The sequence below is a fragment of the Streptomyces griseoluteus genome (assembly GCF_004784465.1).
GTDB lineage: Bacteria > Actinomycetota > Actinomycetes > Streptomycetales > Streptomycetaceae > Streptomyces > Streptomyces griseoluteus.
Window position 1 is genome coordinate 337,935 of the sequence record NZ_SRRU01000008.1, and the last position, 25,459, is coordinate 363,393.

The 25,459-nt window shown below is 72.0% G+C and carries 24 protein-coding genes and 1 pseudogene; 13 read left to right on the forward strand and 12 right to left on the reverse strand.

Going from position 1 to position 25,459, the window contains the following annotated elements; translation table 11 throughout:
- Positions 1–78: 78 nt before the first annotated feature.
- On the forward strand, positions 79–1,596 hold the full coding sequence (locus E5082_RS22970; protein ID WP_135793226.1) for a molybdopterin-dependent oxidoreductase: 1,518 nt from the start codon (positions 79–81) through the stop codon (positions 1,594–1,596).
- A 202-nt stretch (positions 1,597–1,798) separates the two neighbouring features.
- Here the strand turns inward: E5082_RS22970 and E5082_RS22975 are convergent, their stop codons facing one another.
- The 3 genes from E5082_RS22975 to E5082_RS22985 form a co-directional block, all read right to left on the reverse strand.
- Positions 1,799–2,527 (reverse strand): anti-sigma factor, encoded by a 729-nt coding sequence (locus tag E5082_RS22975; protein ID WP_135793134.1) that lies wholly within the window; start codon positions 2,525–2,527, stop codon positions 1,799–1,801.
- Entirely contained in the window at positions 2,524–3,093 is a 570-nt protein-coding gene (locus tag E5082_RS22980; protein WP_135793135.1) for a sigma-70 family RNA polymerase sigma factor, read from the reverse strand. The genes E5082_RS22975 and E5082_RS22980 overlap by 4 nt, the downstream gene beginning before the upstream one ends.
- A gap of 102 nt (positions 3,094–3,195) precedes the next feature.
- Positions 3,196–3,612, reverse strand: a complete 417-nt coding sequence (locus E5082_RS22985; RefSeq protein ID WP_135793136.1) for an ATP-binding protein — start codon at positions 3,610–3,612, stop codon at positions 3,196–3,198.
- A gap of 171 nt (positions 3,613–3,783) precedes the next feature.
- Here E5082_RS22985 and E5082_RS22990 point away from each other — a divergent pair, with 171 nt between their 5' ends.
- The gene (locus tag E5082_RS22990) at positions 3,784–4,155 is read left to right on the forward strand and encodes a hypothetical protein (RefSeq protein ID WP_167514124.1); all 372 of its coding nucleotides are present in this window, start codon (positions 3,784–3,786) and stop codon (positions 4,153–4,155) included.
- A 55-nt stretch (positions 4,156–4,210) separates the two neighbouring features.
- Here E5082_RS22990 and E5082_RS22995 read toward each other — a convergent pair whose 3' ends face one another.
- Positions 4,211–6,262 (reverse strand): MMPL family transporter, encoded by a 2,052-nt coding sequence (locus E5082_RS22995; RefSeq protein WP_135793138.1) that lies wholly within the window; start codon positions 6,260–6,262, stop codon positions 4,211–4,213.
- Positions 6,263–6,492: 230 nt separating this feature from the next.
- Here E5082_RS22995 and E5082_RS23000 point away from each other — a divergent pair, with 230 nt between their 5' ends.
- The 3 genes from E5082_RS23000 (at position 6,493) to E5082_RS23010 (ending at position 8,212) form a co-directional block, all read left to right on the forward strand.
- Positions 6,493–7,068, forward strand: a complete 576-nt coding sequence (locus E5082_RS23000) for a cysteine hydrolase family protein (protein WP_135793139.1) — start codon at positions 6,493–6,495, stop codon at positions 7,066–7,068.
- A gap of 57 nt (positions 7,069–7,125) precedes the next feature.
- Complete coding sequence (locus E5082_RS23005) at positions 7,126–7,929, forward strand: maleylpyruvate isomerase family mycothiol-dependent enzyme (RefSeq protein ID WP_135793140.1); 804 nt, start codon at positions 7,126–7,128, stop codon at positions 7,927–7,929.
- 67 nt (positions 7,930–7,996) lie between these two features.
- The gene (locus E5082_RS23010; protein WP_135793141.1) at positions 7,997–8,212 is read left to right on the forward strand and encodes an antitoxin; all 216 of its coding nucleotides are present in this window, start codon (positions 7,997–7,999) and stop codon (positions 8,210–8,212) included.
- Between the two features lie 396 nt (positions 8,213–8,608).
- Here the strand turns inward: E5082_RS23010 and E5082_RS23020 are convergent, their stop codons facing one another.
- Complete coding sequence (locus tag E5082_RS23020) at positions 8,609–9,034, reverse strand: nuclear transport factor 2 family protein (RefSeq protein WP_135793142.1); 426 nt, start codon at positions 9,032–9,034, stop codon at positions 8,609–8,611.
- 311 nt (positions 9,035–9,345) lie between these two features.
- Between E5082_RS23020 and E5082_RS23025 the strand changes: the two genes are divergently transcribed.
- From E5082_RS23025 to E5082_RS23035, 3 genes are all read left to right on the forward strand, one after another.
- Positions 9,346–9,522 (forward strand): hypothetical protein, encoded by a 177-nt coding sequence (locus tag E5082_RS23025; RefSeq protein WP_086691612.1) that lies wholly within the window; start codon positions 9,346–9,348, stop codon positions 9,520–9,522.
- 119 nt (positions 9,523–9,641) lie between these two features.
- Positions 9,642–11,228, forward strand: coding sequence for an FMN-binding glutamate synthase family protein (locus E5082_RS23030; protein ID WP_135793143.1), 1,587 nt, complete (start codon positions 9,642–9,644; stop codon positions 11,226–11,228).
- An 88-nt stretch (positions 11,229–11,316) separates the two neighbouring features.
- Positions 11,317–13,044, forward strand: a complete 1,728-nt coding sequence (locus E5082_RS23035) for a thiamine pyrophosphate-dependent enzyme (RefSeq protein WP_135793144.1) — start codon at positions 11,317–11,319, stop codon at positions 13,042–13,044.
- 48 nt (positions 13,045–13,092) lie between these two features.
- Here E5082_RS23035 and E5082_RS23040 read toward each other — a convergent pair whose 3' ends face one another.
- The 3 genes from E5082_RS23040 to E5082_RS23055 all read right to left on the reverse strand — a co-directional run bounded on the left by E5082_RS23040 (position 13,093) and on the right by E5082_RS23055 (position 14,872).
- Positions 13,093–13,845, reverse strand: coding sequence for a dienelactone hydrolase family protein (locus E5082_RS23040; protein ID WP_135793145.1), 753 nt, complete (start codon positions 13,843–13,845; stop codon positions 13,093–13,095).
- 340 nt (positions 13,846–14,185) lie between these two features.
- Positions 14,186–14,422, reverse strand: a complete 237-nt coding sequence (locus E5082_RS23050; protein ID WP_135793146.1) for a hypothetical protein — start codon at positions 14,420–14,422, stop codon at positions 14,186–14,188.
- A gap of 279 nt (positions 14,423–14,701) precedes the next feature.
- The gene (locus E5082_RS23055) at positions 14,702–14,872 is read right to left on the reverse strand and encodes a hypothetical protein (protein ID WP_030805403.1); all 171 of its coding nucleotides are present in this window, start codon (positions 14,870–14,872) and stop codon (positions 14,702–14,704) included.
- Between the two features lie 144 nt (positions 14,873–15,016).
- Between E5082_RS23055 and E5082_RS23060 the strand changes: the two genes are divergently transcribed.
- Positions 15,017–15,190: a CsbD family protein gene (locus E5082_RS23060; protein WP_135793147.1), complete on the forward strand. Its 174-nt coding sequence runs from the start codon at positions 15,017–15,019 to the stop codon at positions 15,188–15,190.
- Positions 15,191–15,565: 375 nt separating this feature from the next.
- Positions 15,566–18,544: a type 1 periplasmic-binding domain-containing protein gene (locus E5082_RS23065; protein WP_135793148.1), complete on the forward strand. Its 2,979-nt coding sequence runs from the start codon at positions 15,566–15,568 to the stop codon at positions 18,542–18,544.
- On the opposite strand, the gene E5082_RS23070 is transcribed toward E5082_RS23065, so the two are convergent.
- Both E5082_RS23070 and E5082_RS23075 read right to left on the reverse strand, forming a co-directional pair.
- Entirely contained in the window at positions 18,541–18,918 is a 378-nt protein-coding gene (locus E5082_RS23070; protein ID WP_135793149.1) for a hypothetical protein, read from the reverse strand. The genes E5082_RS23065 and E5082_RS23070 overlap by 4 nt on opposite strands.
- Positions 18,911–19,876 (reverse strand): MerR family transcriptional regulator, encoded by a 966-nt coding sequence (locus E5082_RS23075; protein WP_135793150.1) that lies wholly within the window; start codon positions 19,874–19,876, stop codon positions 18,911–18,913. Before E5082_RS23075 ends, E5082_RS23070 begins: the two co-directional genes overlap by 8 nt.
- 87 nt (positions 19,877–19,963) lie before the next feature.
- Between E5082_RS23075 and E5082_RS23080 the strand changes: the two genes are divergently transcribed.
- The 3 genes and pseudogenes from E5082_RS23080 to E5082_RS23090 all read left to right on the forward strand — a co-directional run.
- The gene (locus E5082_RS23080) at positions 19,964–21,451 is read left to right on the forward strand and encodes an alpha/beta hydrolase (RefSeq protein WP_135793151.1); all 1,488 of its coding nucleotides are present in this window, start codon (positions 19,964–19,966) and stop codon (positions 21,449–21,451) included.
- A 197-nt stretch (positions 21,452–21,648) separates the two neighbouring features.
- Entirely contained in the window at positions 21,649–23,769 is a 2,121-nt protein-coding gene (locus tag E5082_RS23085) for a glycoside hydrolase family 6 protein (protein ID WP_135793152.1), read from the forward strand.
- A 44-nt stretch (positions 23,770–23,813) separates the two neighbouring features.
- Positions 23,814–24,566 (forward strand): annotated as a pseudogene (locus E5082_RS23090) (GH12 family glycosyl hydrolase domain-containing protein); the annotation flags it as partial.
- Between the two features lie 80 nt (positions 24,567–24,646).
- Here E5082_RS23090 and E5082_RS33470 read toward each other — a convergent pair.
- Together E5082_RS33470 and E5082_RS23095 are read right to left on the reverse strand one after the other, a co-directional pair.
- Positions 24,647–24,769: a hypothetical protein gene (locus E5082_RS33470; protein ID WP_268255606.1), complete on the reverse strand. Its 123-nt coding sequence runs from the start codon at positions 24,767–24,769 to the stop codon at positions 24,647–24,649.
- A 41-nt stretch (positions 24,770–24,810) separates the two neighbouring features.
- On the reverse strand, positions 24,811–25,233 hold the full coding sequence (locus E5082_RS23095) for a hypothetical protein (protein WP_135793154.1): 423 nt from the start codon (positions 25,231–25,233) through the stop codon (positions 24,811–24,813).
- Between the last annotated feature and the right edge of the window lie 226 nt (positions 25,234–25,459).

Sequence of the window (25,459 nt, forward strand, 5' to 3'; positions counted from 1 at the left end):
CCCCGCGTGAGTGAGGAACAGAGCGACCCAAGGAGATCACCGGGGCCGGCGCGGACGGCGCTGGGCGCGCTGAGCGGCATGCTCGCCGGGTTCGCCGCGCTGGCGGTGGCCGAACTGGTGGCGGCGGGGGTACGGCCGCAGGCAAGCCCGGTGGTCGTGGTCGGCGGGGCCTCCATCGACCAGACCCCGGCGGCGGTCAAGGACTGGGCGATCCGTCACTTCGGCACCGACGACAAGCTGGTGCTGCAGCTCGGCATCCTCGCCGTACTCGCGCTGCTCGCCCTGGGCCTGGGCGCGTCGGCGGTGCGCCGCCGGGCCGTCGGAGCCGCCGGTGTCCTCCTCTTCGGCGTGATCGGCGCGGTGGCCGCCCTCACCCGCCCGGACTCCCGAGGCTTCACGGACACGTTGCCGTCCCTGATCGGGGCCGCCGTCGGGACGCTGCTGCTCCACTTCCTGGCCGGACGCCTCATCACCCCCGTACCGGTCGCTGACAGCGAGCCCGGCGACTGGGACCGGCGGGGCTTCGTCATCGCGGCCACCTCCGCGGCCGCCGCGTCCGCCGTCGTGGGCAGGGTCGGCCGGACGCTGAGCGGCAGCCGGGCGGGGGGCGCCGTCGCCTCCCGCCAGCAGGTCGTCCTGCCCCGCCCCGGCTCGCCCGCACGGCCGGTACCGGCGCGGACGGCCCTGCGGGTCGAGGGCGTCAGCCCCTACGTCACGTCCAACAAGAGCTTCTACCGCGTCGACACCGCCCTCGTGGTCCCCAAGGTGGACGCCACCGCCTGGCACCTCCGGGTGCACGGCAAGGGCGTGACCCGGCCGGCCACCTTCACCTTCGACGATCTGCTGCGCCGACGGCTGATCGAGCGCGACATCACCCTGACCTGCGTGTCGAACGAGGTCGGCGGCCCGTACGCCGGCAACGCCCGCTGGACCGGCGTCCGCCTGGCCGACCTGCTCGCCGAATGCGGGGTCAAGGCCCCCTCGCACGGTGGACCGGCCGACCAGTTGGTGGCCCGCTCGGTGGACGGCATGACCATCGGCACGCCCGTCGAGGACATCATGGACGGCCGCGACGCCATGCTCGCCGTCGGCATGAACGGCGAACCGCTGCCCTTCGAGCACGGCTTCCCGGTACGCATGCTCGTGCCCGGCCTGTACGGGTACGTCTCCGCCTGCAAGTGGATCCAGGACATCGAACTCACCACGTTCGACTCCTACGACCCGTACTGGGTCAAGCGAGGCTGGGCGCGGAAGGCGCCGGTCAAGACGCAGTCCCGCATCGACACCCCCAAGCCGTTCGCCCGGCCGAAGTCCGGGACCGTGATGGTGGCCGGGGTCGCCTGGGCCCAGCACCGGGGCATCGACAAGGTCGAGGTCCGGGTGGACGACGGTCCCTGGCAGGAGGCCCACCTCGCCGCCGAGGACACCCGCGACACCTGGCGCCAGTGGTCCTTCCCCTGGCAGGCGACCAAGGGATCCCACACCCTCACCGTGCGCGCCACCGACCGCACCGGAAGCGTGCAGACGGAGAAGCGCGCCCGGACCATCCCCGACGGCGCGAGCGGCTGGCACTCCGTCGTCGTGACCGCGCAGTGAGCCCCGAAGCGGCTCCCCACCCCCTGACCAACTCCCACCGTCCGGCAGCCCGTTGCTGCCTCACCACGACCGATGAGGACTGCCCGGGGAGCGCGCGCGACGAGGTACGGCGCCGGATCGCCGTCACCTGCCAAGTCGGCACGCGGCGGGGCCTGTTCGTCAAACTCGCTCGGTGTCGTACGGCCCGGCACGACGCCGTGCCTCAGAGCTGAACCACCCCCAGCGGCGTGGTTGTCGGCTGATTCGACCCTCCCGCCGGCTCCACCGTGATCCCCACGGCCGTCGCCCGGCCGAGGGGGCCCAGCAGGACCCGGCCCTGACGGCCTCCCGTGCCGGAGAGCAGGCCGCCGGAGCGGAAGGTGGTGCCGTTGTCGGCGTACCAGAGCTGGTACACCTTCCCCTCGCCGAGGACGGGCAGCCCGGTGGCGACGAAGGCCGCCTTCTGCTTCTGCCGGGACATGACCACGCTCGCCCGTCCGCCGTTGCTCAGGTCACCGGTGCGCACGGTGGCATCCGGGGCGGTCACCACCTCGGCGAGCGAGGAGGTACGCCGCTCCTGTTCCTGCGCCGTGCGCCGGGCCTCCCGCGCCTCCTCGTGCTGCCACCAGGCGGTCGATCCGCCGGCGACGGCCGCCGCGAGGCAGGCGGCGAGCGCCCAGGGGAGCAGCCGTTGGGCACGGCTCGGCCGGGCCGGCGGGGTCTCCTGCCGGATGTTCCGGATCTCTGCCAGCACGCGGGTGCGGGCCGCGTCGTCCGGGGGCAGTGAGACGGCCTCGGCGAGTCCGACCACCGCCTCCATGAGCTGCGCGGCCTCCTCCCGGCAGGCCGCGCAGGCCGCGAGGTGGTTCTCGAAGGCGGCCCGTTCGTCCGGGGGCAGGGCGTCGAGCACATAGGCGCCGACCGCGTCGTGATCGCCGGGAGCCGCGCTCATTCGCCGGCCTCCAGACACTGCCGCAGCCGGTGCAGCCCGGTGCGCATCCGCGTCTTCACCGTGCCGGGCGGCTTGCTCAGCGCGCGGGCGACCTCGTCGTACGTCAGGCCCTCGTAGTAGGCCAGCACCAGCGGCACCCGCAGGTTCCGGCACAGCGCGGCCAGGCAGCGGTAGAGCCTGCGCTGCTCGTCGCGGTCCTGCACCAGCTCGGCCACCATGTCGAACGGGCGCTCGCTGTTGCCCTCGGCCACCCGGCGGTCCCGGTCGGACGCGGCCTGCGCCGAGCGGACCCGGTCGACCGCGCGGTGATGTGCCAGGGCGAACACCCAGGCCTTGGCCGAAGCGTGCTCGGGACGGAAACGGGGCGCCGTACGCCAGACCTCCAGCATGACCTCCTGCGCGACCTCCTCCGCCTGCGAGGCGTCGCGCACCACGCGCAGGGCCAGACCTCGCACGGAGCCGGACAGGCTGTCGTACAGCAGGGTGAACGCCTCCTCGCTGCCGTGCGCGGTCGCCGTCAGCCAGCCGTCGAGACGGCGGTCGTCGGCGGTCCTGTCCCTGGGCATCGCTGTCGTTCCTCCCCTCGTCCTGGCACTCCTTCCTGTCCAGCCTGGGTGCCGGGTGCCGTCCCCGCGCCCGGTGGGCGCCCGCCTGCCGCCGTTCGAGTGCTATCCGTCCGGGGGGTCCAGGACGGCCCAGACGGTGTGCCCGTCAAGGGTCGGCTCGTCGCCCCAGCGGCTGGCCAGGGCGTCGACCAGGAACAGTCCCCGGCCGGACTCCTCCAGCGTGAAGGACGGATGCCGCCACCGGGCCCGGACCAGGGTGGTGTCGAAGCTCGGCCCCGCGTCGGCCACCTCGATGCGCAGCGCCGGCCCGTCGGGGGACCGCCGTCGCAGTGCGCACGCCACCCGGACGGGCGGCCTGCCGTGCCGCAACGCGTTGGAGACCAGTTCGCTGACCACCACCGAGGCGTCGTCCGCGAACTCCGCCGCCTGCCAGCGGGCCAGGTGGTCGCGCAGATCGTCGCGCACCGCGTCCGCGGGGGCGGCGGAGTCGTAACTGAGACGGCAGGAATCGCGCTTCATGACGAACACCTTCAGGGGCCTTTCAGGTAATTCGTCACGGAGTGCGCCTCGGATGGGTGTCCGGCGGAACGGACGGCCCTCGGCAGAAAGTGCGAAACGGGGCAAACCGTGGCAGCCCCCGCTCCGAATCAAGGACATGAACGCTTCGAGACCTGAGGGGAGGTGTACTCAATGCGCGCTCTCAACGTGAAGCGGGCCGCTGTCCTCGCGGCGGCCGGAGCGATGCTGGCGGGTGGTGCCGCCATCGGGACGGCGGGCACCGCGTCGGCGTCCGTGCCCGGGTCGGCGCCGGCCTCCTACAGCCAGCACCACGGCGACCGGGGGTCGGACCACCACGGCTACGACAACCGCCACCACGACCGCTACGGCTACGGCTACGACCACCGCCACCATGACCGCTATGGCTACGGCTACGGCTACGACCACCGTCACCACGACCGCTATGGCCACGACGGCTGGGGCAACTCGTACCACCGTTGGCACAACCACTGGCACGACGGCTGGTGGGGCAACGACTGGTGGCACTCGGGCTACCGATACTGATCCGGAACGCGGTGAGGCCGGCCCGTGAGCGGGGGCCGGCCTCACTGTTCCGCTGTCAGACGGACGCCATGTCCGGCTGGGACCGCTGCTCGCCCACGCTGCCCAGGCGCGGGCCCGCCGGTGGCTTCGTCGGCCACCACAGCCAGGGGCCCATGTCCAGGGTGAAGGCCGGGACGAGGAACGGGCGGACGAACAGGGTGTCGAGCAGCACGCCCACCGCGACGATGACGCCGATCTGGGCGAGGTAGCGCAGCGGCATCACGGTCAGGGTGGCGAAGGTGACGGCGAGCACGATCCCCGCCGAGCTGATGGCGTTCCCCGTGGCCCGCAGCCCCCGGAGCGTGCCGACGCGCTGTCCCGCGAGCAGGGACTCCCGGCGGACGCGGTGCATGAGGAAGATGTTGTAGTCCACCCCGAGCGCGATCAGGAACACGAACGAGAACAGCACCAGGGACGGCTCCGTCGCGGTCGAACCGAAGGCGACGTCGAAGATCACCGCTGAAACACCCAGCGCCGCGAGGAAGTTGCCCACGGCCACGACGACGAGCACGACCGGCAGCGCCAGACTCCGCAACAGCCCCAGCAGGAGCAGCAGCACGATCACCAGGACGGCGGGCAGTACGCGGGTACGGTCCCGCTCGGCCGCCTGCTGCATGTCGTAGACCTGCGCCGGATAACCCCCCACCCGGGCCCGGCCGCCCGTGGCCGCGCGGAGACGGCCGATCGTCTCCTGGGCGCGCTCGCTGTCCGGGGCGCTGTCGAGGGTGGCCGCGATCGTCGTACGCGGTCGGGTGGCGATGACCTCGGCGCGGGCGACCCCCGGTGTCTCCTCCACCCGCTGTCGCATCCCTGCGGCGCCCTCGGAGTCCGCCACCACGATGGCCGGGCTGCCCGTGCCCGCCGGGAAGTGCGCCGCCAAGGCCGACTGGGCGCCTACCGAGGGTGCCCGTGCTGTGAGCGCCTCGCCCAGCGGAAGGCCGCCGGGAGCCAGCAGTACGGCCAGGGCGGCGCAGCCCGCGAGCAGCGCGCAGCCCACCGTCCACACCGGACGCGCGTGCCGCTCGACCACCGCCGTGACCAAGGACCAGCCCCGCCCGCCGGTCTGGCCGTCCTGCGGTCGCCGGGGCCAGAACATCGCGCGCGGGCCGAGGAGTACGGCGGCCGGGACGAAGGTCAGCGCGGCCAGCACGCAGCAGGACATCGCCACGGCACCGGCGAGCGCCAGGGAGTGGTTGGCGGGGAGGGCGCTGAGGAGCAGGGCGACCATGGCGCAGGCCACCGTCGCCGCGCTCGCCGCGATGGGCGCCCAACTCGCCCGCCACGCCCTCCGCATGGCCGCCGGAGCCGACATCTCCGGGGCGTGCTCGTGGTACCGCGCCAGCAGGAGCAGGCCGTAGTCCGTGGTCGCTCCGATGACCAGTACTGAGAGGATGCCCTGCACCTGCCCGTCGACCGTCAGCACGCCCCAGCTCCGCAGCGCGTACAGCACCGCACTGCACAGGGTCAGCGCGACGACCCCGGACGCGGCCACCACGAGGGGCAGCAGGACGCTCCGGTGGACGAGGAACAGGATGGCGGCGACGGCGGCCAGCGCGATGACCAGCAGCTTTCCGTCGATGCCCGCGAAAGAGGTCTCCAGGTCGGCTTGCCCTGCTGCCGGTCCCGCCAGCCGGACCCTGCTGTCCGGCAGTGACTCGGCGGTTTTCCGCACGCGCTGCAGGGAGAGGCCGAGCCCGGCGTCGTCCGCGGCGGTGAGGGTGACGACACAGACGAGGGAACGGCCGTTGGCCGAGGAGGTCACGGCGCCGGGGAAACCGACCGGGCGGGGCAGCCCGGCGAGGATCCGCTGTGCTGCCTCTGTGCTGAGCCGCTTGGCCGAGGTGGCCTCCCAGACGATCACGACCGGTGGGCCACCGGCCGGCCCACCGGCCTCCTTGGCCACCCGGCTCGACTCCGCCGACGCGGGCAGCGTCATCGCCGGCCGCCGCGCCGCCTCCGATGCCAGCCGGCCGGGGAAGGCGGCCGTGCACACCGCCACCACCAGCCACGCGGCCACGACGAACACCGGAAACCGTGCCACCACGAACTGCCGGCCGAACAAACGCACTACCTCACCTCACGTGTGGGGACGGTTCCGCCGCCCGCGCTCCGACACGGCACCGCCCGAATCCATGGATGCTCGACTCGTTCGCGGGTGATCCGGTGCCGCCACCCCGAAGAGATCGGTGAAAGGGCCCCGATTAGCTCCATTGGCGCAGCGTGGGGACCCATCGCGGCCGGTAATCGACGGGTGCGACAATGAGCGATCTTGGCTCCTTACTGCGGAGGACGGCGGGCATGACGAGCAGTGCGCTTTTGGTGATGGACGTCCAGCGGGACGTGGTGGCCCTCGCCGACGACGGCTCCGGCTATCTGCCACGCCTGCGCGGGGCGATCGACGGTGCGCGGGCCTCCGGCATTCCCGTGATCTACGTCGTGATGGGGCTGCGGCCCGGCGACCCCGAGGTCGGCCCGCGCAACAAGGTGATGGCCGGCGTCCTGCGCGCCGGGCTGTTCACCGAGGGGGCTCCTGGCTCCGAGATCCACCCCGACATCGCGCCCCGGCAAGGGGACGTAGTGGTCACCAAGCGGCGGGGGAGCGCGTTCTCGGGGAGTGACCTCGATCTGGTCCTCAGGGCTCGGGGCGTCGACAGTCTCGTACTCACCGGCATCGCCACCAGCGCCGTGGTGCTGTCCACCCTGTGGCACGCGGTCGATCTGGACCTCGGTGTGACCGTCCTGGCGGACGGCTGTCTCGACACCGATCCGGAGGTCCACCGGATGCTCGTCGAGCGGCTGTTCCCGCAGTGGGCGGACGTGGTCACCATCGAGGACTGGCTCAGCGCGATCGGAGCGCCCCGCCCCTTGTCCTGAACAGGGAGGTCTGGTTTCGTACCGCGTGATCATCCAGACCTGAGGAGAGCGGGCGGCGTGGAGACGAACAGCGGAGACGCCCTGCCGGAGGGACTCGGCCGGGCGATACGGGAGACGGCCCGGGCCATCGCCGCGCTGCTGGACGGCGCGACGGACCCGGCCGCGCCCGTACCGGGGCTGGAGTGGACCGTGGGGGAGACCGCCGCCCATCTGGCCCTGGCAGGCGGCCTGATGGCCGATCTCGCCGCCGGTCAGGACCGTCCCTACGGCGACGGCACCCCGCAGAGCCTCGCCGCGGCCAACGCGCGCAGCCTCACCGAGTTCCCGGAACGTGAGGCGGAACCCCTGGCCGCGATGATCGTGGAGCAGGCGGAGGCGTTCCTGGCGGCGGTGGAGGGGACCGGCCCGGACCGGACGCTCGTGACCCCGCTGGGCCCCATGACCAAGGACGTGCTCGCCTCGTACCTCCTGACCCACATGCTGGGGCACGGCTGGGACCTCGCGCGCGCGGTGGGCCGGCCGCACATGATCGACCGGACGCGGGTGGGGCTGTGCATGCCGTTCCTGAAGACGGCGATGCCGCGGGTGGCGGTCGCACCGGCTGGGCTGACGGCGCGTTACACCCTGCGGGTGCGGGGCGGCGAGACCTTCGGGGTCACCTTCGCCGAGGGCGCCGTCGAGGTCCTCCCCGGTCCGCCGGAGCGCTCCGAGTGCACCATCCTCACCGAACCGGTCACCTTCCTGCTCATCGCGCTGGGCCGCGTGGGCCCCTGGCAGGCCATGGCGCGCGCCGGCGTACTCGCGTGGGGCCGCAAGCCCTGGCTCGCGCCCCGCTTCCCCACGCTGTTCAAAGCGCCCTGATTCAGGGGGTGGTCGACGGGTAGGCGTAGCCGGGAACGACGTACGCGCCAACCACGGGAGGCTTCCCATGAGCAAGTTCGGGGATCTGGCGAACAAGGCCAAGGACCTGGCCAAGGGCCACCCTGACCAGGCCGACAAGGGCGTGGAGAGTGCCGAACGGCTGATCGACGAGCGTACGGGCAACAAGTACGACGCCCAGACCGACAAGGCCGCCGACGCGGTCCGCCGCTCCTACGGCGGCAGCGAGGTCCCGAGGGGCCCGCAGGACACCCCGGAACGCTGACGGCCCTGCAGGGCGGTACGGGAACGCAGAGGGCGGGAGACGCGACGCGCGTCTCCCGCCCTCTGCGTGCTCGCCCCCGCCCCCTCGGCCGGTGAGAATCGGCCGCATGGCCGAGGAACCGCGCGAGAAGCGCCTGACGGGCACTTCGTCGTCGTCAACGGCCGACGCCGGCGGGCGACGGACCCCGGCATCCCGGAGGACGTCGCCGCTCGGCTGCGGCGGCATCTCATGGCGGGGCGGCGGGGGGTGCGGGACGCCGAGGACGGTGAGGCCGAACGGGTGGCGCGGGGGCGGGTGCAGGAGGCCAAGGTGGCGCTGGGGGAGGCCGTGGTGGGAGGAGTCGGGGGAGGAGAGGCGACGGCGGTGGGAAGAGGGACTGGCGCGGCTTGATGCCGATCATCCGGAGTGATGGGACTCCGCGTGGACGAAGAACTCCGCCACGCCCTCGGGGTTCTTCGTGTAGACGTCGATCTCCTGCACCAGGCCGTCCTCGACGCGGAGGATCTCGACCAGGGTCAGCGGGTACTCCTCGCCGGACGAGCGGGCCCTCAGCGTGCCGGTGAGCCTGCCGATGATCCCGGCCGGGCCCTCGAAGACGTCCACGCCGGTGATCGTCATGTCCGCGTGGGCCGTCATCCCGCCCAGGACGGCCTCCGCGAACGCCTCGCGGCCCCGGTGCACACCCCCGTAGGGGAGCCGGTTGGGTTCGTCGACGATCACGTCGGGGGCCAGCCGGGCGAGGATGCCCTTGACATCGCCCTCGCGGAGCGCGGCGTACAGCGCTCGCACGACGTCCGCCGGGCTCTCGTTCTGGTCGCTCATCTCGTCACACCCTCCATTCGGAAACAGGTACACCGACTCCTGCCCGCAGGACCGGGGACCTCCACAGAGTTTCGACAAGGTTGGTTCCTACGGTGCAGGCCGTGGACGGCGTGATCGGACGGCGTGAAGCCCACCAGCCCGCCTCCGAGGGTGAACACGGCGTCGGGTGACGAAGATTGACGGTCCCTCAGAAATACCAGGGCAATGGAGCGTGCACGAAGGCCGGGCGGTGAAAGGGTGACTGGCGCACCCCTTCACGGGCATCCGGTCAGTGTTCCGCAAGACCTCACTCATCCGAAGGGGAGCACATCGTGCTGGCCATCATCTCGGCGGTCCTGTTCTTCATCGCCTTCCTGATCAACGCGGCGGACATCTCCACCAACGACACCTTCAGCTCGACCAACGTCATGCTGATCGGCCTCGCCCTGCTGGCCCTGCATGTCGCGGGCATCGGCGCCGGCTGGAGCACCCGCGGCCGCAGACGCTGAAGCCACAGCGCCGAGCAGCCGAGGAAGCGAGCGGCTGCTCGGCACGGCCGGGCCGAACTCATGTGCGTTCCTTACCCGGCCCCTGCATGAGCGTCGCGGCAGCGGTAATCGGGAAGCACATGGTGCGTTTCGGAGCCGTGGGTCTCCTTCTGATCGGCGCGGCGGCCGCGGTGTCCGCCGCCGTCCTCGTGTCCCCCTGGTGGTGGTTCGCCGCATGCGTCCTCGCGGCCCCGGGCCTGCTGGGCAGCTACGACCTGCTCCAGCGCGGCCACACGGTGCCGCGCAACTACCCCGTCATCGGCCACGCCCGCTACCTGCTCGAAGCGATCCGCCCGGAGCTCCAGCAGTACTTCGTCGAGCGAAACTACGACGGCCGCCCCTATGACCGCGACACCCGCAGCATCGTGTACGAGCGGGCCAAGGGCATCGACGCCGAGGAGCCCTTCGGCAGCGAACGCGACATGTACCAGCGGGGCTACGAGTTCCTGGTGCCGTCGATGGCCCCCGTCGACACCCCCGACACACCGCCCCGGGTCCGGATCGGCGGGCCCGACTGCGCCCAGCCGTACGACATGGCGCTGCTCAACGTCTCCGCCATGAGCTTCGGTTCCCTCTCCGCCAACGCGGTCCTCGCCCTCAACACCGGTGCGGCGCGCGGCGGTTTCGCCCACGACACCGGCGAGGGCGGCCTCTCCGAGTACCATCTGCGCCCCGGCGGCGACCTGGTGTGGGAGATCGGTACCGGTTATTTCGGCTGCCGGACCAAGGACGGCGGCTTCGACGCCGAGCAGTTCGCCGAGAAGGCGGCCCACCCCGCCGTCAAGTGCGTCTCGCTCAAGCTGTCCCAGGGAGCCAAGCCCGGTATCGGCGGTGTCCTGCCCGGCGACAAGGTCAACGCCGAGATAGCCGAGGTGCGCGGGGTCCCGCAGGGAGAGACGGTGATCTCACCCCCGTACCACCGGGAGTTCCACACCCCCCGCGAGCTGGTCCGGTTTCTGGCCAGGATGCGGGAGCTGGCGGGCGGCAAGCCGGTCGGGTTCAAGCTCTGTCCCGGCTCGCGCACCCAGTTCCTCGCCGTCTGCAAGGCGATGCTCGCCGAGGGCATCACCCCCGACTTCATCGTGGTCGACGGCGCCGAGGGCGGTACGGGCGCCGCGCCGCTGGAGTTCGCCGACCACCTCGGCATGCCGCTCACCGAGGGGCTGATCACCGTCCACAACGCCCTGACCGGCGCCGGGCTGCGCGACCGCATCCGGGTCGGCGCCAGCGGCAAGGTCGCCACCGGCTCGGACCTGGTCAAGCGGCTGCTCATGGGTGCCGACTACACCAACGCGGCGCGCAGCATGATGTTCGCCGTCGGCTGCATCCAGGCCCAGCGCTGCCACACCAACCGCTGTCCGACCGGCGTCACCACCCAGGACCCGCGCCGGGCCCGGGCCCTCGACGTCCCCGACAAGTCCGACCGGGTCCGCCGCTACCAGGAGGCGACCGTCCGCAGCGCCCAGCAGATCATGGCCGCGATGGGCGTCACCGACCCCAGGGACCTGCGCCCGGAGATGCTGCGCCGCCGCGACACCCCGACCGGTGACTTCCGCTCCTACGCCGCGCTCTACGACTGGCTGGCCCCCGGCGAGCTGACCTCCGGGCCCCCGGCCGACTGGGCGGCCGACTGGAAAGCGGCCGACCCGGACCGTTTCACCGGCTGAACCGCAGGCACCCGTACCGGTACGGCGGCACACCGTCCGCCGTATTGCAGCAGCGGGCCTCGAAGGGCCCGCGGAGAGGACACTCCCCATGGCCCGCACCGTCGCCCGTCTCGTCGTCGACACGCTGGAGGAACTCGGCGTACGCCAGGTGTTCGGCGTCGTCGGCGACGCGCTCAACCCGTTCACCGACGCCATCCGCGCCTCCGAGGCCGTGTCCTGGGTGGGCTGCCGCCACGAGGAGGCGGCGGCCTTCGCGGCCGGTGCCCAGTCCCAGCTCACCGACACGCTCGGGGTCTGCATGGGCACGGTCGGTCCCGGCTCGGTCCACCTGCTGAACGGCCTGTACGACGCCGCGAAGAGCGGCACGCCGGTCCTGGCCATCACGGGCCAGGTCCCGCAGGCGGAGATCGGCACCGACTACTTCCAGGAGGTCGACAACGACCTGCTCTTCAAGGACGTCGCCGTCTTCCGCGCCACCGTGACCTCGCCCGCGCAGCTTCCCGCGCTGCTGGAGGTCGCCGTGCGCACCGCCGTCGGCCGGCGCGGGGTCGCCGTACTCACGGTGCCGGGTGACGTCGGCGACCTGGAGCTGCCGGACGACCGGCCGGTCCGGCTCTCGCTGACCGGCTCCGCCAACCGGCCGGACGACCCCGCGCTGGACGAGGCCGCCTCCGTGATCGACGACGGCGGCAAGGTCACCCTGCTCGTCGGCCGGGGAGCGCGCGGCTGCCGGGAGGAGGTGCTCGCCCTGGCCGAGCGGCTGGCCGCGCCGACGGTGATCACCCTCAAGGCCAAGGAGGGCTTCGAGGGCGACAACTGCTACCAGGTCGGCCAGACCGGTCTCATCGGCAACCCGGCCGCCGCCCAGGCGATGGACGACGCCGACACCCTGGTACTGCTCGGCACCGACTTCCCGTACCGCGACTGGTATCCGGAGGGGAAGAAGGTGATCCAGATCGACCGGGTCGCCGAGCACATCGGGCGCCGGGTGCCGGTGGACGTCGGACTCGCGGCGGACGTCGGCCCGACCGTGCGCGGGCTGCTGGAGCGCGTCCAGCAGCGCACGGACCGGGGCCATCTCGACTCGGCGCGCGAGAAGTTCACCAAGTGGCAGGACGGCCAGCGGGACCTCGCCTCGCCCGGCCACGACCGGGGGCTGATCGGCAAGGTCCGCTCCAAGTTCGACAACCGCTCGCACCTCGTGCGGCCCGAGGCGCTGGCCGCGGCCGTGGACGCCGTCGCGGACGAGGACGCCATCTTCACCTCCGACACCGGCATGGCCACGGTGTGGCTGTCCCGGTTCGTGGAGATGCGCGGCGACCGCCGTCTGCTCGGCTCCTACAACCTGGGCTCGATGGCCAACGCCATGCCGCAGGCGATCGGCGCGCAGATGCTCGACAAGGACCGGCAGGTCGTCGCCTTCTGCGGCGACGGCGGGCTGTCCATGCTGCTGGGCGACCTGATGACCATCCGTACCGAACAACTGCCGGTCAAGCTCGTCGTCTTCGACAACCAGCGCCTCGGCATGGTCAAGCTGGAGCAGGAGCAGGCCGGGCTGCCGGAGTTCGGCACGGTCCTCGACAACCCGGACTTCGCGGCCGTCGCCCAGGCCCTGGGCATCACCGGCATCCGGGTCACCCGGCCCGAGGACCTGACCGACGCGGTGAAGCGCGCGTTCGCCGAGCCGGGTCCCGTCCTGCTGGACGTCCTCACCAACCCGGACGAGATCGCCGTTCCCGGCAAGACGACCGTCCAGCAGGGCTGGGGGTTCGCCATCGCCAAGGTCAAGGAGAACCTGTCGAGTTCGAGCCGGTAGGCACGTGCCGTGCGGCGGCGCCCGGTGTGCACGCCGGGCGCCGCCGTTTCACGGCCGGGCCGGTGAGAGGTGCCGGGCGAAGAAGCGGGTCGCGCTGTCGGCCTCGGCCAGTTGCCAGGCGACATGCTCACCCGCGTTGGCGTGCAGCGACTTCTCCGCCGAGGCGAAGGCGTCGAACAGGGCGAGGCTCGCCTCGCGCGGGATGCGCCCGCTGTCCCAGTGCATGGCGAACTCGACCGGCACGGTGATTCGCTTCGCCGCCTCGAACAGGGCGTCCGGCCAGGTCATGCCGAAGACCGCGGCGGTGATCCTGGGCTCGGCCGCCACCAGCGGCATCCCGATCGCCATGCCCAGACCGAAGCCGGCGTAGCCGACCGGGCCGCCGGTGCCGACCTCCGGGAGCTCCTGGAGGGCGTCGAGCGTCGCCCGGTACTCGGGCACGGCCTGCTCGGCCAGCCGGACGTTGTACGGGACGACGACCGGTGCCTCCGGTGCGCCCGCCGCCTGGGCCCGGCGCAGCTCGGCGACGTCCTGCTCGTCCCGCGCGGAACGCGGCCGGTCGCCATGGCCGGGCGCGTCGAGGACGGCTGCGTGGAAGCCGCACCGGGTCACGAGGAGGCGGGCACGGCCCACCATCGCGCGGTGCCGCTTTGCCGTGCCGCCGCCGTGACCCATCAGGACCAGGGGTGCCGGACCGGCGGAGGTGGGCGACCAGAGGACGCCGGGGACGTCGCCCACGGTGAAGTCGCGTTCGCGGATGCCGTCCGAGGACGACTCGGCGGTGAATCGCAGAGAGTTCATGGTGGTGCCTTTCGGGAGTGCCCAGGGTGTGGAGGCGCTCCCGGCGACACCTACGTCAGTCGCCGGCCGTGACGCGAAAGGGGGAGCACCCACGTCGATACAGCGTTCATGGGTCTCACCTCCTCGGGCGGTGTCACGGTCGACTGCAAGCTACCCGGCCGGTCAGGACCGGGTCCACCTCTTTTCAGAGTGAGGGGCGGGCTCACGTGAGTCCGCCCCTCACTCGGAGGACTTGAACCGCTTCACGTCACCGGTGGCCGGGCGCTTGACGAAGCCCAGCTTGTCCCCCGCCTTCTCGGCCGGCCCCTCCGACGCCGTCCATGAACCGGGGGAAGTCCCGCTAGCGGCCGAAGGAGATGACGGTGCGCTCGTACTGGCTCAGTGCCTGGCCGAGGCCGAACCAGGTGGCGGGCCAGGTGGCGACGAATATGCCCCACCGGTCGGCCCGGTCCAGACCCTTGCCCTCCACCGTGCGCGAGGCGAACCAGGACGCGATGGACAGGCCGATGGCCGCGCAGGCGACGTTGTTGGCGTGCTCGCTGCGCAAACCCTTGTCGTACAGGAACTTGACGATCATGACTCTCCCTCACGGGCTCGACGACACCCGCACCACACTCGCGGGCGGCCGGGACGGGCGCACGCGATGCAGGCCAATGGGGTGACGTCGCCGGGGGAGGAGGTGCGGTGGACGCGGGTCGGCCCCGCGGGAGCAGGAGGTGCAGGGTTCCACTGCGGTCCCCCGTGGGGCCGACGTTCTCCCCGTACCCCACCAAGCGCGGCGATACGCCCGTTCCCGGACACGGCGAAGTGGCCCGGCCGAATCCGGCCGGGCCACTTCATCGCACAGGGCGTGCTTTTACCAGCGGTACCAACGGCCCTTGCGGCCGCCACTGCCGGCGGGGCGCACGATGAAGCCGAGCACCCAGACGATGAGCACGATCACCGCGATCCACCACAGTGCCTTGAGCGCGAAGCCCGCACCGAAAAGAATCAGGGCCAGAAGAAGAACCAGAAGCAGGGGAACCATGTTTATCAACCTCCTGACCGCCGAATGCCCGCATCCTCGCCGCACACACACATGAATTCCATCCGGTTCACCGGGTTTACGGGCGGCGGACGCGGTCATCCGCCCTCTCGTCAGGCAACAGCGGCACAGCGAAAGGTGGGCGGCATGAGCGCCAGCGAGAAGGCCAAGGCCACGACCGAGCAGGCGAGCGGCAAGGTCAAGGAGGCCGCGGGCCGCGGGGCGGGCAACGAGAAGCTGACCGCCGAAGGCCGCGCCGAGCAGGCCACGGGCGACACCCGCCAGGCCAAGGAGAAGCTGAAGGACGCCGCCAAGGACTGAATCCGCGGCGCGTTCCGGAGGAACGGCGTGCGGCGGAACCCGCACCGATGAGGTGCGAGGTTCCGCCGCACGCCGTTCTTTCGTGCCCGGCCTTTCCTGAATCGTTGCCCATTCGTCATCGAGGGCTGTATGAAATCGTGACACCCGCCCTTTCCGCGCTCGCGGGATCTACCTCCGGTGGAATTCCACCCTGACCTTCCTGTACAGCGGCGAGAACGACGGCATGGCCGACCTGCGCACCCTGGCCCCGGATGCCCCTCCCGCTGCGGGCTGGTCACATTTGTGCCACTCTCCCTCGCCCGGCGCACCGGCTGGGCAGACTTCACACCACTCCTTGTCCGAAAGGAGTGCCAAGTCGACCGTGAGGAGCATGAGTTGGTGACCCGCCTGGGCAGCGCAGACAGCCGACGGCACTACGCGACCACCCCGCGTCTCATCGAGATGCTGGACGCGATCTTCCAGGCGTTCCGGCGCCGCAGCCCCATGGCGCTGCCGGAATTCGTGCTGTACGCGGACGGCGGATCACCGGAGGGCGACGAGGCGGTACGCGGCAGCCTCGCCGAGCTGCGGCAGGAACTCCGGTCCAGGGGCGTGCCGTTCGCCGCCGTCCGGCAGTCCGCGCTCGTCGGCCCCACCGACGGCGGCAGCCCCATGGTGCGCGCCCTGCGGGTCGTCCAGGCGCTCGGCGGCAAGCCCGCCCGGTCCGGGAGCGAGCCGTACGTGGAGCCGCACGCCTGGCGCGGCGGCAGACGCCAGTACGGCCAGTACACCTTCCCGCGCAGCGAACTGCTCCTCGCCATAGAGAACGTCGTGCGGGAGGCCGGCCCCGACGCCGAACCGGACGAACTGCTGCACGGGCTGAACCGCACCGGCTGGCGGCCCGGCGGCATCCAGTGGACGGCCAGACTGCGCGACGCCGCCACCGACGCCTCCCGCACCGTCCCCGCCCTGCTCATCGCGGTCGTCGCGGTACTGATCACCGACAAGCCCTGGTACGTGACGCTGCTGTTCCTCGCCGTGGTGATGGCCGCGCTGCTCGCCCTGAGCATCCTGCCGGGGCGCGCGCCGGTGTTCCTCGGGCTGCGCCGCGAGGTCCGCTGGTTCCTCAGCACCACCTACCTCAACCAGGGCCCGCGCGCCGACCGCGGCGAGGGCCTCACCTGGCGCCTGCTGCGGCTCTGGCCGCCCGGCGCGGTACGCCAGCGGGTCGCCGCCGTGGCACGGGACATCCAGGACGGCGGCCTCCTCGACGAGCACCGCACCGGCAGCGGCGACGAGGACGCCCAGCGCCGCCACCTCCAGTTGCGGGTGCACGCCCTGCGCGAGGACCTGCGCGACGCGCACCGCGCCTGGTCGCTGGACCTGCGCGGACGCAAGCGCCCCACCCCGCCGGTGCTCGTCCTCCCCGACGCCACCCCCGACAACGGCCTGATCGAACTCGTGCGCGCCATCAGCGACATCCGCAGCATCCGCAGCGAACTCGACCCACTGCTCGTCATCGCCGCCGTCCGGCACGAGGACATCGCCCTGCTGCAGCGCAGCTACGCGGCCGAGCCCGCCGCGAGCCATTTCAACGGCTCGGGCGCCGACCTGCCCGCCTGGTACGCGAGCTGGAACCGCGCCCGCCGGGTCAGCCAGTCGCCCAGTCTGGAGGGCAGGACCCTGCCGTGGGTGCTGCGGGTGCCGCTGCCGGAGGGGCTGCTGCTCCACCCCGACCTCGGCGTCGGCTCCCCGCGCCGCTCCCGGCTGTCCACCGGGCGCCCCCGCTGGACCTGGCTGTGGTCACTGCCCGCGCTGGCCCTCGTCCTCGTGGCCACCGGGCTCGGGCTCGGCGTCCGCGACCACCGGCTGACCAGCCAGTACTGCTCCAGCGACCTGCGCGGCGCCAACCAGGACACCCGCCGGGTCGAGACGCCGGGTGGCAAGGGCCCCGAGTGCGTCGGCGTGGCGACGGGAGGGGTCACCTTCCCGGTCGCGCGGCAGCTCCAGGAACTGATCCGCGAGGAGAACGAGTCGATCGGCAACAGCGGTTACGTCACGCTGGTCTACGCGGGTCCACTCAGCGGGCCCGACCCGGAGGGCAAGAACGACGACCAGCTGGTCAAGGGCTTCGAGGAGTTGCGCGGCGCCTACATCGCCCAGCACGCCAACAACGCCTCCCAGCCGGTAAAACTGCGCCTGCTGGTCGCCAACGGCGGTACGGACATGGCCAGTCAGGCCGCGATGGCCGAGCGGATCGTGGACGTGGCACGCCGTGACCGTACGATCGTCGGCGTGGTCGGCATCGGCCGCGACATGACCGACACCGACAAGGTGCTGGAGACCCTGCGCCAGGCCGAACTCCCTGTCGTCTCCGGCACCAACTCCGGCACCTGGCTGCTGGACAAGCCCAACTTCTTCAACCTGGCCGCCACGGACCAGTGGCAGGTACGGCAACTCAGGCTGCTGGCCAAGCAGTTGCGCGCCCCCGGCACCCACGGGTACGGCACCGCCGGCCGCGCCGTCGTCCTCGGCCGCAGTCCCGTCACCCATGACCGCTACACCCGTGAGCAGATGGACCACGGCGCCCGGATGCTGACCGACGTCGGCTACCGGGTCGACCGGCTCGAACGGTACGAGCTGAGCAACGGCCGCCCGGTCCTCGGCCGCCAGGTCGACCAGATCTGCCAAGAAGGCGAGGTACCCCGTGTCGTCTACTTCGCGGGCCGCACCGAGGACGTCAACGCCCTGATGGACGGCATCACCTCCGAGCCCGGCTGCAACGGCAAGCAGATCGCGGTCCTCGCCGGGGACGACCTCTCCCAGGCGGGCTTCGACTCCGAGCGCAGCAGCGTCGCCGCCAACGTCACCCTCTACCACCTGGTCCTCACCGCCCCCGGCACCAAGAACCAGGGCACCATCTTCGTCAACAACCTGCGCAAACTCGGCCCCGAACAGGAGAAGATCATCGGCCTGAGCGCGGCGACCCCGCAGACCGACAGCGCGCTCAGCGACGGACAGACGATGCTCATGCACGACGCCACCGAGGTGCTCTACCGGGCCGCGACCGGCGACGGGCAGCCGCGCGGGCGGGCCGAGGCGTGGTCCGGCCTGCTGCGCACCAACATCGACAACCTCGCCACCGGCCGCATCGACTTCACCGCCGTCACCCAGGACAACGCCCGCGACCAGGGCCTCGAACCCGGCACCCGCGACAACTACGCCATCTCCCTGGTCCGCGTCGCCAACACCGGCGGCGCCCACTACGACCGCACCGTCCTCTGCTCCCGCCGCGCGGGGGACCGGCGCCCCCTGACGGAGAAGGAGTGCGACGTGCACCGCAAGGCCCCGTCGTCCCCCCAGCCGCGCCCCTAGGAACCCGCGGGTGGCAGTGGCTGACGCCAGTCGCCCAGCTCCGTGACGAGGAACTGGCGGGCAAGGGAACGTACGTCGCCCCACACCGGCTCCGCGGCCAGCTCACCGGCCCAGAGCCCGGCGTGGGGCGCGTCCGCGAAGTCACCGAGCCGCCGCCCAATGGCCCCTGCGTCGCGGAGGGTTGCCGGCTCGCCCACCCCGCGCTCCACCAGCCCCTCCCAGGTCCGGCAGAGCAGCAGTGCCTCTTCGACCACGGAACCCGTCTCCACCGCCTGCTCACCCAGCCACGCAAGCTGATCCTCGGGGTCGGCCGCGAGGAGGGTCATGAAGCGCAGCGCCCAGGTGCGCAGGTGGGCGTCGCCGAGGTCATTCATACGAGCACGATCGCATCCAGGTGCCTTCTTCAGGGGCTCCGGCCGTGCCGGCGAGTGCCTCGCGCAGCCACGCCTCGGCCGCGCCCGGTGTGGGTTCCGGCGGGGCGCCGGGCGGGGTCGCCAGTTCGGAAACGACGTCCCAGTAGTGGTCGAGACGGGGCTCGCCGGCCAGGACGCCGGTCAGGCGTCGCCGGAACGCCGCGCTGTCACGGGCGCCCCCGGCTTCCGCCCATGCCCCGACGAACCGGTCCAGGGCCTCACCCCCGGCCGGGGCCCGGCCGGCCCGCAGCTCGGGGGCGGCGAGGTCGTACGCCTCCTTGAGCCCGGAGTAGAGGACGGCGGGACGGAAGCCGTCGTCGAACCGCTTCGGCGCGGGCGGCCGGTCCAGGAGGCCCGGCGGGCAGGGCGCCGTGACGATCGCCCGCAACCGTCCGAAGGCCAGTACGTGCGCCGGGGTGGGGTCGTGGGACGGTGCGGGTACCGCGGTGTCGACGATCCCGGCCAGCAGGGAGGCCGGCAGCCGGGCCGGGAAGAGCCACCCGCGCCAGAAGCGGGCGAGGACGTCGGTGTCGGGTGGGAGGCCCATGGCGCCGATGAGGTCCAGCCGCCGGGCACGCTCGTCCGGCGAGCAGTCCGTGAGGAGGTGGAGCGCGGCTTCCCGCCAGCGCAGCGAGGTCAGCTGGGGCCGCAGTTCGCGCAGGCGGTCCGCGACCAGTGACTCCAGTGCGTCGTCCCGCTCCAGCGCCCGGCCCACGTCCGGTACGGGGAGGTCGAGGGTGCGCAGGGAGCGGATCATCCGCAGCCGGCCCAGTGCTTCCGGACCGTAGCGGCGGTGGCCTCCGGAGCTGCGGCCGGTCTCGGGCAGTAGTCCCTGGTCGGAGTAGAAGCGGACGGTCTTCACGGTGACGCCCGCCCGCGCGGCGAGTTCCCCGATGCTCCACGAAGTACTGCCGGTCACGCCTTGAACCTCCTCCAGGGGGAGTTCCTACGGTAGCGGCGCGCGGCCGGGGACAGGGTCGCGCCGTTCCAGTGGGAGGAGTCGGGGATGACAGTGGACACAGGGGCCGAGGCCGCGTTCGTCCTGGTGCCGGAGGCGCACACGGGGGACTGGGTGTGGGCGCGGGTGGCGGCGGTGCTGCGGCGCGCGGGGGCGCGGGTGTTCTGCGCGACGCTCTCCGGGGGCGGTTCTGTTGCCCCGGCCGACCTGGAGGCGCACATCGCGGAGGTGATCCGCCAGGTGGACGCGGCGGGTGAGCCCGTGGTGCTGGTCGGGCACGGCTACGGACTGCTCCCGGCTCTGGGCGCCGCCGACCGGCGCCGGGACCGGGTGGTCCGGGTCGTGCACCTGGACGCGGCCGGGCTGCCCGAGGACGGCGACAGCGCCCTCGACGTACTCCCCGCCCTGCCCCGACCCGCGAGCGGCGCTGCCGAGGTGCCGCCGCCGGCACGCGAGGAATGGCACCGCCTGGGCAGTACCGACGGGCTCACCCCCGCCGTGCTCGACCAGCTCGCCGCGCGGGCCCTGCCGCAGGCCGCCGCCACTCTCACCCAGCCGCTACGGCTCTCCGAGGGCGCCGCCCGCATCCCGAGGACCGGCGTCCTGTGCGCGGCCGACGGCTCGACCATCGACCGGCTGCGCTGGATGGCGTCTCTGGGCGTCCCGCGTCTGAGCCTGCTCACCGCGCCGGGCAACACCTTCCTCGAAGTGCCCACCGGCCACTGGCCGATGCTGTCCGAGCCGGAGCTGCTGGCCAAGGCCCTGCGGCAGGCGGCGGCGGGTGAGGGGGAGAGCCTCGCACTCCCTGCCGGCCATGTACCCCACCATCTCCGGCCGTTCGTCCTGGACGTGCCGGAACGGCCACGGGAGCGCCGGGAGTGCGTCGACCTGTATCTGCCCGATGGTCACGAGGCCGGCCCCGCAGTGGTGTTCGTCCACGGCGGCCCGCTGCCCCCCGGTGTCCGGCCGGCGCCGCGAGACTGGCCGACCTTCACCGGGTACGCCGCACTCGCCGCGCAGCTGGGAGCGGTCGGCGTCACGTTGGACCACCGGCTGCACGCGCCGGACGACCTCGCACGCGCCGCCGAGGACGTGGCCGCAGCGGTCGATCTCGTCCGCGCACATCCCAGGGTCGACGGTGACCGGGTGGCCCTCTGGTTCTTCTCCGGCGGCGGCCCGTTGGCGGCGCCCTGGCTGTCCGCGCCGCCGCCGTGGCTGCGGTGCCTCGCGGCCAACTACCCACTGCTGGAACCGATTCCGGGTCACGGCACGGACGGCGACCGGTTCCGTCCGGTCGCAGCGGTGCGCGGTGCGGGGGACCTGCCGGTCGTGCTCACGCGCGTCGGGCTGGAAGACCCGATGCTCGACGCGACCGTGGAGCGCTTCCTGGACGCCGCCGGTGAGTGCGGCGCCGAGGTGGAGGTCATCGCCGCTCCGCACTGCCGACACGGCTTCGAGACGCTGGACCACACCGCCGAGGCGCGTGCCGCCGTACGGGAGGCGATGGGCCGGGTGCTCGGCCATCTGGACGCCTGATCCGCACCTCTCAAGGGGGTGTGCAGAAAGCGCCAAGTAAGCCTCTCTGGAGGTGAGTTCGAGCACCAGGTGTTGACAGCTGTGTGTGACGGTCGCACGGTGGGAGCGCTCCCAAGGTAGGTGCACGGTCCAGGGCCGTGCACCGTCAGCGCGATGCCGTACCCCCACCCGCTCACCGTGACCTTCAGGAGACCCGCATGTCCTCCCGTAGAGCCGCACACCCTTACGCGCCGAGACGCGCGGCCGTGCTGGCCGCCGCCGCACTTCTCGGCGCGCTCTCCCTGAGCGCCGTGCCCCAGCCCGCCTCCGCCGCCGCCAAGCTGGACAATCCCTACGTGGGCGCCAAGCCCTACGTGAACCCCGACTGGTCGGCCAAGGCCGCCGCGGAGCCCGGTGGTTCGGCGGTGTCGGACCAGCCGACCTTCGTGTGGCTGGACCGCATCGCCGCGATCAGCGGCACCTCGCAAGCCCGCGGCCTCAGGGCCCATCTCGACGCGGCGAAGGCGCAGGGCGCCAACCTCGTTCAGCTCGTGATCTACGACCTGCCGGGCCGGGACTGCGCCGCCCTGGCCTCCAACGGTGAGCTGGGCCCCGACGACCTGGGCCGCTACCAGAGCGACTACATCGACCCGATCGCGGCCGTCCTGGCCGACCCGGCGTACGCGAGCCTGCGCATCGTCAACCTCATCGAACCCGATTCGCTGCCCAACCTGGTCACCAACGCCGGCGGTACGGCGGGCTCCACGCCCCAGTGCGCCACCATGAAGGCCAACGGCAACTACGAGAAGGGCGTCGGCTACGCCCTGCACAAGCTCGGGGCGCTGCCCAACGCCTACAACTATCTCGACGCCGGACACCACGGCTGGCTCGGCTGGGACTCCAACCTGGTCCCGTCCGCGCAGGAGTTCAAGAAGGCCGCCACCACCAGCGGCGCCACGGTGAGCGACGTGACGGGCTTCATCGTCAACACGGCCAATTACTCGCCCACCCGCGAGCCCTACGTCAAGATCACCGACACGGTCAACGGCACCACCGTGCGCCAGTCGAAGTGGATCGACTGGAACCAGTACGACGACGAGACGACGTTCGCCCAGGGGCTGCGTTCCGCGCTCGTCGCCCAGGGCTTCGACAACGGCATCGGCATGCTGATCGACACCTCCCGCAACGGCTGGGGCGGCTCCGCGCGTCCGACCGGTCCCGGCCCCTCGACCAGCGTGGACGCCTATGTCGACGGCGGCCGGATCGACCGGCGCATCCATGCCGGGAACTGGTGCAACCAGAGCGGTGCGGGCCTGGGCGAACGACCGGCGACCGCGCCCGACACGGGCATCGACGCGTATGTCTGGGCCAAGCCGCCGGGCGAGTCCGACGGCGCCAGCCAGCCCCTCGACAACGACGAGGGCAAGGGCTTCGACCGGATGTGCGACCCGACCTACGCCGGGAACGGACGCAACGGCAACAACCCGACCGGGGCGCTGCCGGACTCGCCGCTGGCCGGGCACTGGTTCTCGGCGGAGTTCCGGCAGTTGCTCGCCAACGCCTACCCCCCGGTGGGTGGTTCGGGCGGCGGAAGCGACACGCAGGCGCCGTCCGCGCCCACCGGCCTCGCCGTCTCCGCCACCACGGCCGACAGCGTCTCCCTCACCTGGCGAGCGGCGACCGACAACACCGGGGTGACCGGGTACGACGTCTACCGTGCCGGCACCAAGGCCGGCAGCGTCACCGGGACCTCGTACACCGACACGGGCCTGGCCGCCGCCACCGCCTACACGTACACCGTCAAGGCCAGGGACGCGGCCGGGAACGTCTCGGCGGCATCGGCGGCCGTCTCCGCGACCACGAAGGCGTCCGGCGGGGGAGGCGGGTCGACCGGGCTCAAGGCGCAGTACAAGAACAACGACTCCTCGGCCAACGACAACCAGATGAGGCCCGGCATCCAGCTCGTCAACTCTGGCTCCGGCGCCGTCGATCTGTACAAGGTGACGGTCCGCTACTGGTTCACCGGCGAGTCGGCCTCGGCCGGCTACCAGACGTGGTGCGACTACGCCCAGCCCGGCTGCTCCACCGTGAGGACGGCTGTCACGACGCTCCCGGTGGCCCGCACGGGGGCCGACCACACCCTCGACGTCACCTTCACCTCCGGCTCGCTGGCCGCGGGCGCGAGTACCGGTGATCTCCAACTGAGGCTCGCCAAGGCGGACTGGTCGAACTTCGACGAGACCGACGACTACAGCCGGGGCACCGGCACTTCCTACGCCGACGCCCCCAAGGTGACCGTCTACGTCAACGGCACGCTCGCCTGGGGCGTCGAGCCGTAGACCGCCGCCCCCCACCCGCACGCACGCAGGGAAGGACATCTCCCGTGCACGTCAAATCGCGCAAGTCGCGCCCCCTCGCGGCCGCCCTCCTCCTGGCCGCCGGTTCGGTCACCGCCCTCACGACCGCCACCGGCTCCGCCTACGCGGACACCCAGGTCTGCGACCAGTTCGGCTCGGTCACCACGCCCGGCGGCTACGTCGTGCAGAACAACGCCTGGGGCACCTCCGCCCCGCAGTGCGTGACCCAGGTCGGAGACGGCTTCCGGCTCATCCGCGCCGACGGCTCCGTGCCCACCAACGGCGCCCCGAAGTCGTACCCCTCGATCTTCGCGGGCTGCCACTACACCAACTGTTCCCCAGGCACGAACCTCCCCAAGCGGATCGGGAACATCGGCGGCGTGCCGACCCGCATCGCCTACCAGTACGTCGGCGACGCGGTGTACGACGCCGCTTACGACATCTGGCTCGACCCGACGCCGAAGAGGGACGGCGTCAACAAGACCGAGATCATGATCTGGCTCAACCGGACCGGCCCTGTCCAGCCGATCGGCTCCACGACCGGCACCGTGTCCCTGGCCGGGCAGACCTGGGACGTGTGGCGGGGCAGCAACGGCCAGAACGACGTGATCTCGTACGTCGCCCACTCGTCCCTGACCCGCCTCGACTTCGACATCAAGCACTTCATCGACCACACCGTCTCCCAGGGCCTGGCCACCCGGGACTGGTACCTCACCAGTGTCCAGGCGGGCTTCGAACCCTGGGAGAACGGAGCGGGGCTGGCGGTCACCAACTTCTCGGTGGGCGTCGGCTGAGCATCGAGGACCGGGACACACCGACGACCGCGCCGGGGCGGGGGATACCGCCCCGGCGCGGTCCGTCACGCGACCGGGAGCCACTCCGGCCGCTGGGAGCCGCGGGGGACGAGGAGCTGGCGGTAGGCGCCGGGGGTGCCGGACATCCGGACCTGGTCGGCGGTCCTGCGGCTGCTTGAGCTGATCACGCGGCGCATCACCGGGTGATCAGCTCAGGTGAGGAGCCTCCTCACGCCTGACCGGGCGGCGCCCACGGCTTCGGAAGGGGCGGCGGGGCCTGGAGAGCGCCTCGGAGGGACTCCTTCAAGGTTTTCGGCGGCGCCTCCTTCTCCTCCCGTGAGTGCATGAGACGGGCCGTCGTCACGCGTATGCGGGCCTCGCGGTGGCGCTGCCGCACGATCACCACCCATGCCCCGTCCTGGGCGAGCAGCGCGTGCCGGGCCGGCTCGTCCCCCGGCTTGGCGTGCCGGGCGATGGTGTCAGGTATGTAGTGCAGAGCCGCGTCCTCGGCGGCGGCGACGGCCTGCGCCTCGTCGCCCTCGATGTGATGGGTGCCCGTCAGCATCCAGCGGTGCAGCTTCAGTTGGTTGCCATCGACGTACTCCGTCACCCGCGTGTCCTCTTCGATGAGGACGTACCACTCAGCAGTCATGCCTGGGACCCAGCCGATTTCTTCCAAGGACGCTCTTGAGCAGCGCCAGGACGACGTGCCCCGCGCGGCTCGGCAATCCTGCCATGTGGATCAACGGCCTGGGCGGCCTGTGGATAGTCGAGAATCTGCATCGCCCTGTAACAATCTTGCGCAGCTTCATGGACTTCATTTCCGTGCGCTCCTAGCTTTCTTGCGTCTGCTCACCCCCACGAGCCGTGAGGACGCA

What these genes read in the sequence shown, in the direction of transcription:
- E5082_RS23080 (WP_135793151.1), top strand. Translation starts at nt 19,964, where the DNA reads ATGACAGTGGACACAGGGGCCGAGGCCGCGTTCGTCCTGGTGCCGGAG.
- E5082_RS23060 (WP_135793147.1), top strand. Translation starts at nt 15,017, where the DNA reads ATGAGCGCCAGCGAGAAGGCCAAGGCCACGACCGAGCAGGCGAGCGGC.
- E5082_RS23030 (WP_135793143.1), top strand. Translation starts at nt 9,642, where the DNA reads ATGGTGCGTTTCGGAGCCGTGGGTCTCCTTCTGATCGGCGCGGCGGCC.
- E5082_RS23035 (WP_135793144.1), top strand. Translation starts at nt 11,317, where the DNA reads ATGGCCCGCACCGTCGCCCGTCTCGTCGTCGACACGCTGGAGGAACTC.
- E5082_RS23085 (WP_135793152.1), top strand. Translation starts at nt 21,649, where the DNA reads ATGTCCTCCCGTAGAGCCGCACACCCTTACGCGCCGAGACGCGCGGCC.
- E5082_RS23055 (WP_030805403.1), bottom strand. Translation starts at nt 14,872, where the DNA reads ATGGTTCCCCTGCTTCTGGTTCTTCTTCTGGCCCTGATTCTTTTCGGT.
- E5082_RS23040 (WP_135793145.1), bottom strand. Translation starts at nt 13,845, where the DNA reads ATGAACTCTCTGCGATTCACCGCCGAGTCGTCCTCGGACGGCATCCGC.
- E5082_RS23010 (WP_135793141.1), top strand. Translation starts at nt 7,997, where the DNA reads ATGAGCAAGTTCGGGGATCTGGCGAACAAGGCCAAGGACCTGGCCAAG.
- E5082_RS23020 (WP_135793142.1), bottom strand. Translation starts at nt 9,034, where the DNA reads ATGAGCGACCAGAACGAGAGCCCGGCGGACGTCGTGCGAGCGCTGTAC.
- E5082_RS23000 (WP_135793139.1), top strand. Translation starts at nt 6,493, where the DNA reads ATGACGAGCAGTGCGCTTTTGGTGATGGACGTCCAGCGGGACGTGGTG.
- E5082_RS23070 (WP_135793149.1), bottom strand. Translation starts at nt 18,918, where the DNA reads ATGAATGACCTCGGCGACGCCCACCTGCGCACCTGGGCGCTGCGCTTC.
- E5082_RS22985 (WP_135793136.1), bottom strand. Translation starts at nt 3,612, where the DNA reads ATGAAGCGCGATTCCTGCCGTCTCAGTTACGACTCCGCCGCCCCCGCG.
- E5082_RS23050 (WP_135793146.1), bottom strand. Translation starts at nt 14,422, where the DNA reads ATGATCGTCAAGTTCCTGTACGACAAGGGTTTGCGCAGCGAGCACGCC.
- E5082_RS22975 (WP_135793134.1), bottom strand. Translation starts at nt 2,527, where the DNA reads ATGAGCGCGGCTCCCGGCGATCACGACGCGGTCGGCGCCTATGTGCTC.
- E5082_RS22990 (WP_167514124.1), top strand. Translation starts at nt 3,784, where the DNA reads ATGCGCGCTCTCAACGTGAAGCGGGCCGCTGTCCTCGCGGCGGCCGGA.
- E5082_RS23095 (WP_135793154.1), bottom strand. Translation starts at nt 25,233, where the DNA reads ATGACTGCTGAGTGGTACGTCCTCATCGAAGAGGACACGCGGGTGACG.
- E5082_RS22980 (WP_135793135.1), bottom strand. Translation starts at nt 3,093, where the DNA reads ATGCCCAGGGACAGGACCGCCGACGACCGCCGTCTCGACGGCTGGCTG.
- E5082_RS22970 (WP_135793226.1), top strand. Translation starts at nt 79, where the DNA reads ATGCTCGCCGGGTTCGCCGCGCTGGCGGTGGCCGAACTGGTGGCGGCG.